The 14,813-nt window shown below is 72.6% G+C and carries 11 protein-coding genes; 7 read left to right on the top strand and 4 right to left on the bottom strand.

The window, feature by feature from the left end:
- Nucleotides 1–84: 84 nt before the first annotated feature.
- On the bottom strand, nt 85–2,667 hold the full coding sequence (locus tag HQQ78_RS15610) for a lamin tail domain-containing protein (protein WP_216844160.1): 2,583 nt from the start codon (nt 2,665–2,667) through the stop codon (nt 85–87).
- Nucleotides 2,668–2,789: 122 nt separating this feature from the next.
- On the opposite strand from HQQ78_RS15610, the gene ligD reads away from it, so the two are divergent.
- Nucleotides 2,790–3,806 (top strand): non-homologous end-joining DNA ligase, encoded by a 1,017-nt coding sequence (gene ligD, locus HQQ78_RS06500; protein WP_173151685.1) that lies wholly within the window; start codon nt 2,790–2,792, stop codon nt 3,804–3,806.
- Nucleotides 3,807–3,897: 91 nt separating this feature from the next.
- Here ligD and HQQ78_RS06495 read toward each other — a convergent pair whose 3' ends face one another.
- A complete protein-coding gene (locus tag HQQ78_RS06495) occupies nt 3,898–5,049 on the bottom strand; it encodes an ATP-dependent DNA ligase (RefSeq protein WP_254065007.1) in 1,152 nt (383 codons plus the stop codon).
- Nucleotides 5,050–5,190: 141 nt separating this feature from the next.
- Here HQQ78_RS06495 and HQQ78_RS16365 point away from each other — a divergent pair, with 141 nt between their 5' ends.
- On the top strand, nt 5,191–6,297 hold the full coding sequence (locus tag HQQ78_RS16365; protein WP_371740378.1) for a glycosyltransferase family A protein: 1,107 nt from the start codon (nt 5,191–5,193) through the stop codon (nt 6,295–6,297).
- A gap of 409 nt (nt 6,298–6,706) precedes the next feature.
- On the opposite strand, the gene HQQ78_RS06480 is transcribed toward HQQ78_RS16365, so the two are convergent.
- Nucleotides 6,707–7,669, bottom strand: coding sequence for an endonuclease/exonuclease/phosphatase family protein (locus tag HQQ78_RS06480; protein WP_173151681.1), 963 nt, complete (start codon nt 7,667–7,669; stop codon nt 6,707–6,709).
- 132 nt (nt 7,670–7,801) lie between these two features.
- Here HQQ78_RS06480 and tcuA point away from each other — a divergent pair, with 132 nt between their 5' ends.
- The 5 genes from tcuA (at nt 7,802) to HQQ78_RS06455 (ending at nt 13,319) form a co-directional block, all read left to right on the top strand.
- The gene (gene tcuA, locus HQQ78_RS06475; RefSeq protein WP_173151679.1) at nt 7,802–9,337 is read left to right on the top strand and encodes an FAD-dependent tricarballylate dehydrogenase TcuA; all 1,536 of its coding nucleotides are present in this window, start codon (nt 7,802–7,804) and stop codon (nt 9,335–9,337) included.
- Between the two features lie 3 nt (nt 9,338–9,340).
- On the top strand, nt 9,341–10,036 hold the full coding sequence (locus HQQ78_RS06470) for a GntR family transcriptional regulator (RefSeq protein ID WP_173151677.1): 696 nt from the start codon (nt 9,341–9,343) through the stop codon (nt 10,034–10,036).
- Nucleotides 10,037–10,128: 92 nt separating this feature from the next.
- Nucleotides 10,129–11,172, top strand: coding sequence for a tripartite tricarboxylate transporter substrate binding protein (locus HQQ78_RS06465; RefSeq protein ID WP_173151675.1), 1,044 nt, complete (start codon nt 10,129–10,131; stop codon nt 11,170–11,172).
- Complete coding sequence (locus tag HQQ78_RS06460; protein WP_173151673.1) at nt 11,169–11,759, top strand: tripartite tricarboxylate transporter TctB family protein; 591 nt, start codon at nt 11,169–11,171, stop codon at nt 11,757–11,759. Before HQQ78_RS06465 ends, HQQ78_RS06460 begins: the two co-directional genes overlap by 4 nt.
- A gap of 3 nt (nt 11,760–11,762) precedes the next feature.
- Nucleotides 11,763–13,319 (top strand): tripartite tricarboxylate transporter permease, encoded by a 1,557-nt coding sequence (locus HQQ78_RS06455; protein ID WP_173151671.1) that lies wholly within the window; start codon nt 11,763–11,765, stop codon nt 13,317–13,319.
- Between the two features lie 69 nt (nt 13,320–13,388).
- Here the strand turns inward: HQQ78_RS06455 and HQQ78_RS06450 are convergent, their stop codons facing one another.
- Entirely contained in the window at nt 13,389–14,669 is a 1,281-nt protein-coding gene (locus HQQ78_RS06450; RefSeq protein WP_056046923.1) for an MFS transporter, read from the bottom strand.
- Nucleotides 14,670–14,813: the final 144 nt, after the last annotated feature.

The following is a 14,813-nucleotide window of genomic DNA, read 5'->3' as shown; positions in this document are numbered from 1 at the left end:
GCACGACGAAGAACCCCGTGTCGAGCGACGCGCCCGGACGCTTCCGGGTGCATCGCTCGACACGGGGTCGTGGGGCGTCGTGCCTCAGTCGCGGGTGAGTCGACGCCGGCGGGCGATCAGGGTGCCCGCCCCGGCGAGCACGAGCAGCAGGGCCGCGGCCGCTGCCCATCGGGCGTCCGAACCGGTGAAGGCGAGCTGCCCGTCGACCGTCGCCGGGGCCGAGCCCTGACCGATCGGCGTCACGCCCGTGCCGGGATCGGCGGGGGCAGCGGGGTCGCCGGGCGTGCCGGGCGTCCCGGGGTTGCCGGGCGTCCCGGGGGTGCCGGGGTCGCCGGGCGTCCCGGGCTCGGCCGCCACGCCGGGGAACGTCCCGGCGCGCAGCGAGAACCCGTCGGTGTCGTTGTCGTCCGCGTAGAACGTCTGGCGGAACCCGTCGACGCTCGTCGCCGCCGGGGCGATCGCGAAGCCTTCGTTGGCGAGCCCGCGGTCGGCGTTCATCGGTGCCTCGTGGACGACGTCCTCGGCGAACGACCCCGACTCGTCGACCGAGAACAGCGCCGTGCGGCCCGAGCAGGCCTCGTCGCAGACGACCCAGAGCGCGTCGAGGTCGGCGTCGAACTGCAGGTCGGCGACCAGGGCGAACGACGTCGCGATGGTGGCGACGCGCTCGAACGAACCGTCGTCCATCAGGGCGTAGGCGTAGACGCTCGCGGTACCCTCGACGCCGACGAAGAAGAGCCCGTCACCGTGGCCGGCGTACGTCGCGGGGTCGTAGGAGGCGCCGGTCGCCTCGTCGACGAACCCCGCCTCGGTCAGCCAGGCGTCGGGCACCCAGGTGATGCCCTCGAGGCCCGCGTTGGCCCCCAGGCCGGGGAAGTCCGCGGCGAGGTTCCACTCGTCGGTGGCGACCAGGGTCGTGGCCGGGCTCGAGGCGTCGTAGCGCAGCACCGAGGGGCGGCTGACCGAGCCCGAGGCGTTGTTGCGCTCGGTCGACACGTAGACGCCGCCCGCGGACGAGTCGTCGGCGACCGTGACGCCCTCGGCGTCCACGATGTCGGTCGCGACCCCGCTCGGGTACAGCAGCTTCTTGCCCGCGGCCCAGCCGTCGGTCGTCTGCGGTGCCCACCCGCCGGCGCCGTCCGGGACGATCCGGTAGAGCAGGCCGTCGCCGTTCTGCACCGCCCAGAGCGTGCCGGGGGTCGCGGTGCCGGTCGGCTCGTAGTCGAGACCGCTCAGGTCACCGGTGAAGGTGCCCTCGTCGTCCAGGGGGACCTCGTCGGGTCCGCCGGGCCAGGCCGTCGGCACGGAGACGCCGGCGAAGGTGTTGGCCGAGCCCTTGGTCGAGGTCGACGTGACGGCGAAGTCGCCCGTGCCGTCGGGTCCGCGGCCGTAGGTCGTGGCGGCGTGCGAGGTCCACGAGTACTCGTCGGCGAGGGTCGAACCGTCGGCCGCCGTCGTGCCGTCCGGCAGCAGCAGGCGCACCGAGTCGGCACCGCCCAGTCCGAAGTCGAAGCCGGCCGAGGTCGGGGTCTGCTCGTCGAGGACGACGAAGCCGCCGGGGGCGACGACGGTCCCGGCGGGGACGACGTAGCGGTGCGTCGGGTCGGAGTCGGTCAGCACGTAGCCGCCGAGGTCGACCGACGAGGTGCCCACGGTCGTGAGCTCGACCCAGTCGCCGGGCGCGCCTCCCTGGCTCTCGACCTCGTTGATGCGCACGGGCGACGAGCAGTCGTTCGCCGCGCCCTTCGTGGTCGCGGTCGTCGTGGTCAGCTCACCGGTGCCGTCGGGGCAGCGGCCGTAGCTGACGGTGCTGTGGACGCTCCAGGCGTACGACGCGACGAGCGTGCCCGCGGTGTCGAACAGGCGTGCCGAGTCGGGCTGGCCGAGTCCGAAGTCGAAGCCGACCGGGTTCGAGCCCGAGGCCTGGTCGATCACGAAGAAGGCGCCGGGCTGCACGACCGAACCGGTGGGCAGGGTGAAGGGCGTGCGCACGTCGTCCTCGTCCCGGAAGGTGTAGCCCGAGACGTCGACGGGCACCGTCCCGACGTTCGTCAGTTCGACCCAGTCGGTGTCGTCGCCGTTCGACTCGACCTCGTTGATCACGACGTCGGTCGTGGCGGGCACGGCGGGGGTCGTCGGGTCGGTCGGGGCGGGGTCCGTCGGGTCGGTCGGAGTCGGTGTCGTCGCGCACTCGTTGGCGGTGCCTCGCGTCCCGGCGGCCGTCGTCGCGAACTCGCCGGTGCCGTCGGCGCAGCGGCCGTAGGTCGTCGTCGGGAACTGCGTCCAGGCGTACGAGTCGAGCAGGGTCGTGCCGTCGGCGGCGTAGAGCCGGACGGCGTCGGCGCGTCCGAGTCCGTAGGCGGCGGCGCCCCACACGGCGTCGTCGGCGACGTCGACGACCAGGCGCTCGCCGGCGGCGAGGACCGTGCCCGCGGGCAGCGCGAGCGTCCGCGTGTCCTTGTCGTCCCGCAGCACGAAGCCCGACACGTCGGTCGGGGTCTGGCCGGCGTTGAGCAGTTCGACCCAGTCGTCGGTCGTGTCGATCTCGTTGACGACGACGTCGGCGTCGGCCGCGAGGGCGGGCAGGGCGCTCGTGGCCACGAGCCCGGCGGCGGCGATCGAGCCGGCCAGGGTCAGGGCGCCGAGGCGGAGCAGGGGCGTGCGCATTCGGGTGTCCGTTTCGTCGGGTGTGGACCGAACCATCTCGGACGGAAGCGACGCCCGGGTGAACACCCCGTGAACGCCGGCACCTCGTGCCCCGGCGGCGCGACGGGACTAGCGTCACGCACATGGCATCCGAGGCGACGACCCTGCGGGTGGGCGACCGCGACGTCCGCATCAGCAGTCCGTCCCGCGTGCTCTGGCCCGACCTCGGCGTGACCAAGCTCGACCTGGCGCGCTACCTGGTCGAGGTCGGCACGCCCTTCGTCGCGGCGAACGGCGACCGTCCGATCTCGCTGCAGCGGTTCGGCGGCGACGTCGACGGCGACCAGTACTTCTCGAAGAACCCGCCCCGCGGCACGCCGGACTACGTCCGGGCCGTCGACATCACCTACCCGAGCGGCCGCGTGCACCCGCAGCTCGTGATCGACGAGCCGGCCGCCGCGGTCTGGGCGGCCCAGATGAACACCCTGGTCTTCCACCCGTGGGCCTCGCGCGCCGAGCAGCCCGACCTGCCCGACCAGCTGCGCATCGACCTCGACCCGCAGCCGGGCACGAGCTTCGCCGATGCCGTGACGGCCGCACTCGACCTCCGGGCCGTGCTCGACGAGGCCGGTCTCACCGCGTTCGTCAAGACGAGCGGCAACCGGGGTCTGCACGTCTTCGCGCCGATCGAGCCGACGCACGAGTTCCTGGAGGTGCGGCACGCCGTGATCGCCGCCGCCCGCGAACTCGAACGCCGCACCCCCGACCGCGTCACCACCGCGTGGTGGAAGGAAGAACGCGGCGACCGCCTCTTCGTCGACTACAACCAGGCCAATCGCGACCGCACCATGGCGGGGGCCTGGTCTCCCCGGGCGCTGCCCCGCGCCTCCGTGTCGCTGCCGGTCACGTGGGACGACCTGCCCGGCATCGACCCGGCCGAGCACACCGTGCGGACTGTGCCCGAGCGGCTGCAGACCCACGGCGACCCGTGGGCCTCGATGCACGAGTCGCCGGGGCGCATCGACACGTTGCTCGCCTGGTGGGAGCGCGACGTCGCCGACGGCCTCGGCGAACTGCCCTTCCCGCCGGACTTCCCGAAGATGCCCGGCGAGCCGCCCCGCGTGCAGCCCAGCCGCGCGCGGAAGCCCGCCGCCGACTGACCACGACACCGTGTCCCGTGCACGGCACCGCGTCTCGTCGGTGTGCGGTGCCCGAAACGCGGTGCCCTGTGCCCGAGGAAGCGCTCGTCGCCTAGGCGAGCACCTCGCCCAGGTCGTACGCCGCCGGGACCTCGAGCTGGTCGAAACCGCACGAACGCGCTTCGCGGTCGTCGCGCCACCGTTCGACCTGCACGGTGTGGCGGAAGCGGGAGCCCTCCATCTGGTCGTACCGCACCTCGACCACGCGCTCGGGGCGCAGCGGGACGAACGACACGTCCTTGCCCGACGAGAAGCGGCTGCGCTCGGTCTCGGCGTGCCGCACCTCGCCCTCGTCGTCGCGGTCGACGAACGGCGCCAACTCGTCGACGAGCTCGAGGCGTCGGGCGTCCGAGAACGCGGACGCGCCTCCGACGTTCGTCAGCTCGCCGTCGGCGTCGTACAGCCCGAGCAACAGCGACCCCACGCCCGAACCGCTCTTGTGGACGCGGTAGCCGAGCACCACCACGTCCGCGGTGCGGTGGTGCTTGACCTTGAGCATGGTGCGTTTGCCGGGAGCGTAGGAGGCGCGGGCCGGCTTGGCCACGACCCCGTCGAGCCCTGCGCCCTCGAACTCGGTCAGCCACCGGCGGGCGGTCGCGACGTCGTCGGTGGCCCGGCTGACGTGCAGGGGGCGGTCCGCGCCTCCTGCCGTGCCGTCGGCGCCTTCGTCGGGGCCTCCCTCGACGCCTCTGTCGGCGCCTCCCTCGGGGCCGAGCGTCTCGAGCAGCAGCGCGCGGCGTTCGGCGAACGGGGTGTCGAGCAGGTCGCGCCCGCCGAGGGCGAGCAGGTCGAACGCGACGAACATCGCGGGGGTCTCGGCGCTGAGCTTCGCGACGCGCGAGGCCGCGGGGTGGATGCGCTGGCCGAGCGCGTCCCAGTCCAGGCGTTCGTGGCCAGGGTCGCCGGTCCGCACGACGATCTCGCCGTCGAGCACGCAGGGCCCCGGCAGGAGGCGGGCGAGGGCCTCGACCAGCTCGGGGAAGTAGCGGGTCAGCATCTTCGACCCGCGGCTGCCGATCTCGACGGTGAGCGGGGCGTCGGGGTCGTCGGCGTCGGAGTCGGCGCGTTCCGCGTAGACGATGCCGCGGAACCCGTCCCACTTGGGTTCGTAGACGAGTCCGCCCTCGACGGAGTCGGGCTCGGGCACGTCGGCCACGGCCTTCGCGAGCATGGGGACGATCGGTTCGGCGGCGGTCGGGATCATGCGCCGAGTCTGCTCTCGCCGGGCGGGCGTGCGGCCAGACCCCACGAAACCGCCGAGACCCCCGTGCGCGCCGACGGTCTCGGCGACGTCCTGGGGTGTGAACGCTCGACGTGACCCGCCCCGACCGGGTTGGATGGGCGAGTGCGTGTCTGTGTCGTCGTCCCCGTCCGCGACGACGGAGCCCTGCTCGACGCCTGCCTCCGCTCGCTCGCGCGGCAGACCCGGGTGCCCGACGAGGTGATCGTCGTCGACAACGGCAGCACCGACGACACCGTCGAGGTGGCCCTCCGGCACGGTGCCCGGGTGGTCACCGAGGCCGAGGTCGGCATCGCCGCGGCCGCGAGCACGGGGTACGACGCCGCCGCCGGCGTGGGTGCCGGACCGGGCGCCGCCCCACCCGTCGACCTCATCGGTCGGGTCGACGCCGACAGCGTCCTTCCCCGCACCTGGGTCGCCGACCTGGTCGGCACCCTCGTCGACGATCCGGACGTGCTCGCCGTCAGCACGAACGCCCGCTTCTACGACGCGCCCGTCGGCGTCGAGCGCCTGCTCTCCGCCCTCTACGTGGGCGCGTACCACCTCGTGATCGGGGCCGCGCTGGCGCACTGGCCGCTGTTCGGCTCGACGATGATGATGCGCCGCACCGCCTGGCTCGACGTGCGCGACGAGGTGCACCGGCACGAGACCCTGCTGCACGACGACATGGACCTCGCCCTGCACCTCGGCGACCGCCAACTCGCCGGGCGGGGCCGCATCGCCTACCGCCGCGACGTCGTCACGGGCATCTCGGCCCGGCCGCTCGACCCGGGCAACGCCCCCTGGTTGCGGACGTACCGGGCGCTGCACTCGTTCACGGTGCACGGCATCGACGGCCTGCCGTGGTCGCGCTGGTTGCGCGCCGACCCGGCCGGCGTCTTCACGCGGCTCGGTTGGACGCCGTCAGCGGTGGTGGACGCGCGGGTGGCCGTGGCCGACGGCGTCGACCCCGCGTCCGTCGGCACCGGCACCGGCACCGGCATCGGCTCCGGACGAGGAGGCGCGCGTGGCTCGGCCGCGGACGTCGCCCCCCACGAGGAACGGCAGCGCCAGCCCGGCCAGCAGCGAGCCGAGGCCTCCCGCGGCGAGGTCGCCGATCGTGTCGTCGTAACCGACGAAGATCGCCGAGTCGACGAGGGTGTGGCCCGCCCACTCGCCCATCTCCCACAGGGTGCCGGCCGCCAGGCCGAACGCGACCGTCGTCAGGACTGAGCCGACGCGGGCCGAGCGACCCGCGCCTCCTCGTCCACCGGTGTCGCCCGACGAGGCGATCCAGCCGGCCCGGCGGGCGAGGACGACGAACACCGCGGCCAGCAGGCCGTTGAGCAGGAAGTGCACGACCGTGTCGTAGCCCGTGACCCGGGTGTAGAGCTCGAAGACGCTGCTCCAGGCGGCGCCCAGGGCGGCGACGCCGACCATCAGGTCGACGCTCGCCCGGAGGCCGAGCATGCGGGGCACGAGGGTGCCGAGCAGCGCCAGCATCAGCACGGCGATCTCGACCACGCCCCAGCCGATGCCCGCGACGACGACGCTCAGGGCCGCGACCACGCGCACCGCGTCGGCGACGTACTCGAGGACCCCGTGCGGGCGGCGGAGGAAGGTCTCGGCGACGGTGGACATCTCAGGACTCCTCGGGGCGGTGTTCGGTGGTGCGGTGCTCGACGGTGGGCTCGTCGGGCGGACGCGGGGCGGGGTGCCCGGACGGCCAGCGCACGACGGCGTGCACGGGGTCGTGGTCGGAGGGGGCGACGCCGCCGGGACGGACCCCGCCGACGCCGGCCCGTTCGACGTGGGCCCCGGCGTCGACGAGCAGCCAGTCCAGGCGGCGGCCGCCGGTGCGGGGCGGGCCGTAGTTCGAGAACGAGCCCCAGCCCGGGTCGAGCCGCGCGTCGGCCACCACGCGGCTGTCGACCAGCCTGCCGCGGGTCAGCTCGCGGTGCGCGGGGGAGTCGACCCCGGCGTTGAAGTCGCCCATCACGACGACGGGTCCGTCGAGGGCGTCGGTGAAGGTGCGCAGCTGCACGGCGGAGTGCCGCCGCGAGCGGGCCGAGAGGTGGTCGAAGTGCGTGACGACGACGTGCAGCCGGGCCCCGGTCACGAGGTCGTCGAGCTCGGCGTGGACGGCCGTGCGGGGGATCATGTTGCCGTACGAGCGCGACCCCGGCACCGTGGGGGTGGCCGAGAGCCAGAGCGCCTCGTGGCGGACGATCCGCAGCCGGGTGGTGTCGACGTGCAGTTCGACGCGCTCGCCGCCGCGATCGCGGTCGCGACCCGTGCCGACCGAGGCGTAGCCGTCGCCGAGCGCGGCCGCGAGCTGCGCGGACTGGTCCGGCAGCGCCTCCTGGAGTCCGAGCACCGAGGGTCGCTCGGCCTCGAGCAGGAGGCGCAGCGCCGGCAACCGGGTCGACCACCGGTCGGCCAGCGCGTGACGGGTGGTCCGCACCTGCGGCATGCGGCGACGGATGTTGTAGGTCATGAGGTGCAGGTCGGGTGCCATGACCGGCCCGACCGTGGGCACGACCCGGTCGGCACCCGGACCGGTGGTGGCGGCGGGGGCGGGTGCGGGGTCGGTCGGGGGCGTCATGACGTGTGCGACGGTAGGCCGTCGCACACGCCTCCGCCCGACTCGCGGAAGCCTCGCCGCAGAGGTCGGCCTGGGCTCGACAGTGAGCGTGATTAGTGTATACACTAATGCTCCATCTCGAAGAGGAGAACCATGACCGCCACACCCCTGCCCGAGTCCGTCGACGTCGTGGTGGTGGGCGGCGGCAACGCCGGTTTCACCGCGGCCCACGCGGCGGCCTCCCGTGGTCGTCGGGTGCTGCTGCTCGAGCGCGGCGACGAGGCCGAGTCGGGTGGCAACAGCTACTACACGGCGGGGGCGACCCGCATCGCGCACGGCGGCCTCGCCGACCTGGTCGACATCGTCGAGCCGGACGATCGGCACGGTGTCACCGAGGTGCCTCCCTATCCCGCCGACGAGTACGCGGCCGACCTGCGGAAGGTCACCTCGGGTCGCAACGACCCCGACATGACCACCGTCCTCGTCGAGGAGTCGCGCGACGCGGTCGCCTGGTTGCACGACCTGGGCCTGCGCTACCGCCTCATGTACGAGCGTCAGGCGTACGAGCGCGACGGTGGTGGCTACCTGTTCTGGGGCGGTCTCCACCTCGGCAACGTCGACGGGGGCAAGGGCCTCGTCGCCGACCACCGTGCGGTCGCCGAACGCCTGGGCTACCGTGTCGCGTACGGCGTCCGCGTCACGGGGTTCCTCACCGCGCCCACCGAGGCGGCGGCGGGGGCAGGGCCAGGGGAAGGGACGGGGGCGACGGTGCCCGTCTCGGTCACGGGCGTGACCTGCGTCGACGCCGAGGGCCGCGAGCACGAGGTGCGCGCCGAATCGGTGGTCGTCGCGTCGGGCGGCTTCGAGTCGAGCCCCGAGCTGCGCGAGCGACACCTCGGCCCGGGCTGGGGCTCGGCGGTCGTCCGCGGCACGCCCCTCAACACGGGCGAGCTGATCGAGGCCGCCCTCGACCTCGGCGCCGCCCGCGGGGGCGACTGGTCGACCGCCCACAGCGTGCAGTGGGACGCCTTCCACCCCGACAACGAGGGCAACCGCGAGCTGACCAACCGCTTCACGAGGCAGAGCTACCCGCTCGGGGTCATCGTGAACCGTGAGGGTCGACGCTTCGTCGACGAGGGCGAGGACTTCCGCAACTACACGTACGCGAAGTTCGGCGGCCGCATCCTCGAACAACCGGGCGGCATCGCCTACCAGGTCTTCGACGCGTCGCTCCGTCCGATGCTGCGCACCGAGGAGTACGACATGCCCGGCATCAGCGTCGTCGAGGCGGACACGCTCGAGCAGCTCGCGGCCTCCCTCGACGTCGACGCCGCCGCGTTCGTCGCCACCATCCGCGAGTACAACGCCTCGATCGACCGCTCGGTGCCGTGGGACCCGACGGTCAAGGACGGCCGCAGGGCCGACGTCACCCCGCCGAAGAGCAACTGGGCGACGCCCCTCGAGACGGGTCCGTTCTTCGCCTACCCTGTGACCTGTGGCATCACCTTCACCTTCGGCGGCCTCGCCGGCGACGTCGACGGGCGGGTGCGACGCGACGACGGCAGCACCGTGCCCGGGCTCTTCGCCGTCGGTGAAGCGCTCGGTGGTCTGTTCTCGGGCAACTACCCCGGCGGTTCGGGTCTCGCGGCGGGGGCGGTGTTCGGCCGGCGGGCCGGTCTGGCCGCCTAGGGCATGACCTCGCCCGGTGACGCCCGCGTCGACGTGGCGGCACGGCCGACGCGTCACGACGGCGACTCCATCCACGACGAGCTGCGCACGCAGATCCTCTCGGGCGTCCTCCCTCCCGGAACGGCGTTGCGTGAGGTCGTGCTGGCCGAGCGCTTCGGGGTGTCGCGCACCCCCGTCCGTGCCGCACTGGGACGTCTGGAGCACGAACGACTGCTCGAACGCGGCGCGCGAGGTCTCTTCGTCAAACGCGTCGACGCCCGTGAGGTCGTGCAGGTCTACGACGTGCGCATCATGCTCGAGGCCGAGGTGGCCGCGCAGGCGGCGAACACCCGCGACGACCACGACCTCGAGCGCCTCGACGGGCTCGTGGCCCGGGACCGGGCACTCGTCGACCCGTCCGACCGCCTCCGGATGACCACCAACCTCGAGTTCCACGCCGCCCTCTGGGACGCCGCGCACAACCCCGTCCTGCTCGACCTGCTCGAGCGGCTGTCGGTCCACCTGATCCACACCCCGAGTTCGACCCTGTCGGTCGGCGACCGGTGGGGCGAGGCCCTCGACGAGCACGCGCTCGTCGTGGCGGCGATCCGCGACCGCGACGCCGTGCGCGCGGGCGCCGTCGCGCGGCGGCACATGCAGCGGGCCCGCGAGATCCGGCTCGACCTGCTGCGCTCGGAGGTCGACGCCGAGCTCGCCTGACCGACCCGGCCACGCGCCTCCTCGTTGACGCCGACCGTCCGTCACTGTATACAGAGAGTGACGAAGACGTCGACGATCGATGAGGAGCAACGATGCCCGCAGACGAACGTGCCCCCGGCGGAGGCCTTCGAGACCGCGTCGGCCTGGGGGTGGTCGTGGCCCTCGCGATCGCCGTCGTGGTCGCCCTCGTGGCCACGAACGTGGCCCGCAGCGCCAGCCCGGCGACGGCCATCCAGGCCGCTCTCGGCGGGCAACAGCTGCGCATCATGGCCCCTGCCAACCCTGGTGGAGGGTGGGACCAGACCGCCCGGGCCATGCAGTCCTCGCTCGCCGACGTCATCGGCCGCAGCGAGGTCTACAACGTCGGAGGCGCGGGAGGCACCCCGGGGCTCGCCCAGTTCGTCCAGCACCGGGGCGACGCCAGCCAGCTGATGGCCACCGGGGCGATCATGATCGGCGCCGTCATCACGAACGAGTCGCCCTACTCGCTGCAGGACGTCACCATGCTCGCGCGGCTGAGCACCGAGTACCTCGTGCTCGTCGTGCCGGCCGAATCCGAGATCGAGAGCCTCGAGCAGTTCGCCGGGCTCATGCGCGACGACGTCGGGGCCCAGTCCATCTCGGGCGGTTCGGCGGGCGGGGTCGAGCAGATCCTCGCCGGGTTGTTCGCCCAGGCGGCCGGTGCCGATCCGGCCGAGGTGTCCTACGTCGCGCACTCGGGCGGTGGCGAGGCACTCACCACGTTGCTCTCGGGGCGGTCGACCGCGGGCATCTCGGGCATCAGCGAGATCGCGCCGTACATCGCCGACGGTTCGGTCCGGGCCCTCGCGGTGTCGAGCCCCGAGCGGGTCGACAACCTGCCCGAGGTCGCGACGTTCCACGAGCAGGGCCTCGACGTCGAGCTGCAGAACTGGCGTGGCGTCGCGGCACCCCCCGGCATCAGCGTCGAGGACGAGGAGGCGCTGGTCACCATGCTCACCGAGATGCACGACACCGAGGCCTGGGCCGACATCGTCGAGACCCGCGGGTGGGGCGACGAGTTCCTCACCGGGCCCGAGTTCGACGAGTTCGTCGCCGACCAGGAGGCCACGATCGGCACCGTCCTCGACGACATCGGACTGGGGAGCGACCGATGAGAGCCCGCCGTCGCGAGAAGCAGGCCCCTCCCGGTCTCGACACCACCGAGGTACGCACGGTCCGCGACCGCCGGGCCGCGCCTCCGTCGTCCGTCGCCTCCCGAGCCGTCGACCACCCTGCGGTGGTCAGCGGTGCGGTCACGGCCGTCGTCGGTCTCCTCCTCGTCGTCGCCGCGATCGTCGTGCTCACCGACGCCGCGTCGTTGCGTCCGACCAGCGAACCGTTGGGGCCCGCAGCGTTCCCGACCATCATCGGGGTGCTGCTCGCCGTGGTCGGCGTCGCCCTCGTCGCGGTGAACCTGCGATTCGTCCTGGTCGTCCTGCGGCGGGGAGTGGGCCCCGTGAGCCCGCGGTTGTGGAGCGTCCTCGGCCTCCTGGCCGGCATCGTCGTCTACGGCGTCCTGCTGCCGTTCGTCGGCTTCACCGTCGTCTCGGTGGCCCTGTTCGTCGCCGGCGCCCTCGTGCTGGGCTCGCCGAGGCCGTGGTGGCGCCTGGCGCTCTACGGCCTCGTGCTCGCGGGCGTCATCGTCCTGTTGTTCGACCGCGTGATCGGCCTGGCGCTGCCCGCCGGGCCCTGGGGGTTCTAGACCATGGACCAGCTGAACCTGTTGATGCAGGGCTTCGAGGCGGCGCTGACGCCCGAGAACCTGCTCTGGGCGCTGCTCGGCGTCACCATCGGCACCGCGGTGGGCGTGCTGCCCGGCATCGGCCCGGCCCTGACGGTGGCGTTGTTGCTGCCCATCACCTTCCGCCTCGACCCCGCGGCGGCACTGATCCTGTTCGCGGGCATCTACTACGGCGGCATGTACGGCGGGTCGACGACGTCCATCCTGCTGAACACCCCGGGGGAGTCCGCCTCGATCGTCTCGGCGATCGAGGGCAACAAGATGGCGAAGGCCGGTCGTGCCGCGTCGGCCCTGGCCACGGCAGCCCTCGGGTCGTTCGTCGCCGGCACGGTCGGCACCGTCGCCATCACGTTCGTCGCCCCCTGGGTGGCGGACTTCGCCGTCCAACTCGGGCCGCCCGAGTACGTCGCCCTCATGGTGATCGCGTTCGTGACCGTGTCCGCCCTGCTCGGCCCGAGCCTCCTGAAGGGGGCGGCGAGCCTGCTCATCGGCCTGACGATCGGACTCGTCGGGATCGACGCGCAGTCCGGCCAGGCCCGACTCGCCTTCGGCGCCGGCGGCCTCTTCGACGGCATCGACGTCGTGCTCGTGGTGGTGGGTCTCTTCGCCATCAGCGAGGCCCTCGGTCACGTCCTGGCCAAGACGGGCCGCACGACCGTGCAACCCGTCAAGGGGCGGGCGTTGCTGACCCGCGACGAGTTCAAGCGGTCGTGGCCCGCGTGGTTGCGCGGCACGGCGCTCGGCTTCCCGATCGGGTCGCTGCCGGCCGGGGGCGCCGAGATCCCGACCTTCTTGTCGTACGCCACCGAGAAGCGCCTGTCGAAGCACAAGGACGAGTTCGGCCACGGCGCCATCGAGGGCGTCGCCGGGCCCGAGGCGGCGAACAACGCCGCCGCCGCCGGCGTGCTCGTGCCGCTGCTGACGATCGGACTGCCGACCTCGGCCACCGCGGCCGTGATCCTCACGGCCTTCCAGTCCTACGGGCTGCAGCCCGGACCGACCCTGTTCGCCGAGTCGGGCGACCTCGTCTGGGCACTCATCGCGTCGCTGTACATCGGCAACGTGATGCTGCTGGTGCTCAACCTGCCGCTGGTCAAGGTGTGGGCCCGGGTGCTGACCATCCCGGCCTGGGCCATCTACGCGGCGGTCGTCGTGTTCGCCTGCCTGGGCGCCTACTCGGCGGGCGGGTCGACCACCGACCTGTTCCTGCTGGCGGGCATCGGCGCCCTCGGCCTGTTGCTGCGGATCGGCGACATCCCCGTGGCCCCCGCGGTCGTGGGGCTGATCCTCGGGCCGCTGCTCGAACAGCAGCTGCGCCGGGCGATGATCCTGTCCGAGGGCGACCCGGGCATCCTGGTGTCGAGCCCGCTCACCATCGGACTGTGGATCGCCATCGCGGTCGTCCTCGTCGTGCCGGGGGCGCTGTCCCTGGGTCGACGTCGACGTCGCATCCTGGCCGACCGGATCGAGACCGGCGCCGTCCGCACGGTCGACGACCGCGAGACGGCCGACCGACGGTGACGTGCGGGAGGCGCGGGTCGGTGAGCGCTCGCGCCTCCCGACCCGCGCCTCCTGATCGATGCGTCCGACTCAGCGCACGCGCTTGATGGGGATGACGGCCAGGGCGCCGAGGATCGCCGCGACGCCGGCCGCCCAGAGCATCAGCGTGTAGTTGCCCGAACCGGCGTTGCCGACGCCGAGGAAGAACAGGGCGATCGCCGGGGCGAGCGACTGGGGCAGGGCGTTGGCGATGTTGATGACGCCGAGGTCCTTGCCGGGACGGTCGGCGTTCGGCAGGACGTCGACGACGAGCGCCGTGTCGACGGCCGCGTAGATGCCGTAGGCGAAGCCCATGACGACCTCGGCGACGTAGAAGCCGGTGACCGTCTCGGCGTGGGCCAGCAGGATCAGGCCGACCGCGAAGAGGGCGGTGGAGCCCCCGACGAAGACCTTGCGCATCTTCAGCTTGTCGCTCAGCCAGCCCGAGAGCGCGGCGCTCGCCATCAACGCGATCGTGTAGAGCAGGACGCCGAAGGCGACCGCGGCCGTGGCGTCGGCGACGTCCGCGATGCCGAGGTGCTCCTGCATGTAGAGCAGCCGGTAGGTCGTGAACATGAACGTCGCGAGGATGATCAGGAACCGCGACCACCAGGCGAAGGCGAAGTCGCGGTGCTTCAGGGGGTTCGTCCAGAACGAGCTGACCAGGTTGACGAACGTGAAGGGCTTGAGTTCGTACTCGGGCAGGTCGTCGCGGGCGACGACCGCGTAGACGAGGATGAGCACGACGGCGAGGACGCCCGGCGCGATGAAGAGCACCGGCAGGTTCGCGACGAACAGGACGGCGAGGTAGGTGCCGGCGAGGACGGCGATGTTCTGAGCAAGGGCGATGACGCTCGAGGCCTTGCCGCGTTGGAACTGCGGCACGTTGTCGGCGAAGCTCGCGGTCAGGGCGGCGAGCACGGCGTTGGCCGCGATCTGCGCGACCACCCAGGCGATGCCGAGCTGCAGCACGGTGGGGGCGAAGGCGAGCCAAGCGAGGGCGAGAGTGAACACGACGATGCCGCCCACCAGGTAGGGCCGACGACGGCCCCACCGCGTGCGGGTCCGGTCGCTCAGCGCGCCGACGAGCGGGTTGGCGAGGAGTGCTCCGAACGCACCGAAGGGCAGGACCAGCCCGATGATGCTCGCCGGGTCGTCGGGGTTCAACTGCTGCGCCTTGAGCTGCATGCTCACGTAGACCGGCGAGAGCAGGGCCGCGAACAGGCCGAACTGGGCGAGCCCCAGCGCGATCATGTAGCCCCGCGACACCCGCACGGTGCTGATGGGTTGGGTGAGCACGCCCTGCGTGCCGATGGGGCCTGGGTTGGCCATGACGCCTCCTCGAGTCAAAACCTAGTCGCGCTAGGTGTTCGCAGAATACACAGCGGGTGTCGTCCGGGCAAGAGAATGCGTCGATTCGGGACGAACTTTTGTCATCGGTCGACATAAGTGGCAGAGTTGGGCCCAGACCACCTG

The sequence above is a fragment of the Frigoribacterium sp. VKM Ac-2859 genome (assembly GCF_013204925.1).
In the GTDB taxonomy this organism is placed as follows: domain Bacteria; phylum Actinomycetota; class Actinomycetes; order Actinomycetales; family Microbacteriaceae; genus Frigoribacterium.
The sequence above is the reverse complement of the archived record's forward strand: the minus strand, read 5'-3'. Positions and strand labels throughout refer to the sequence as shown.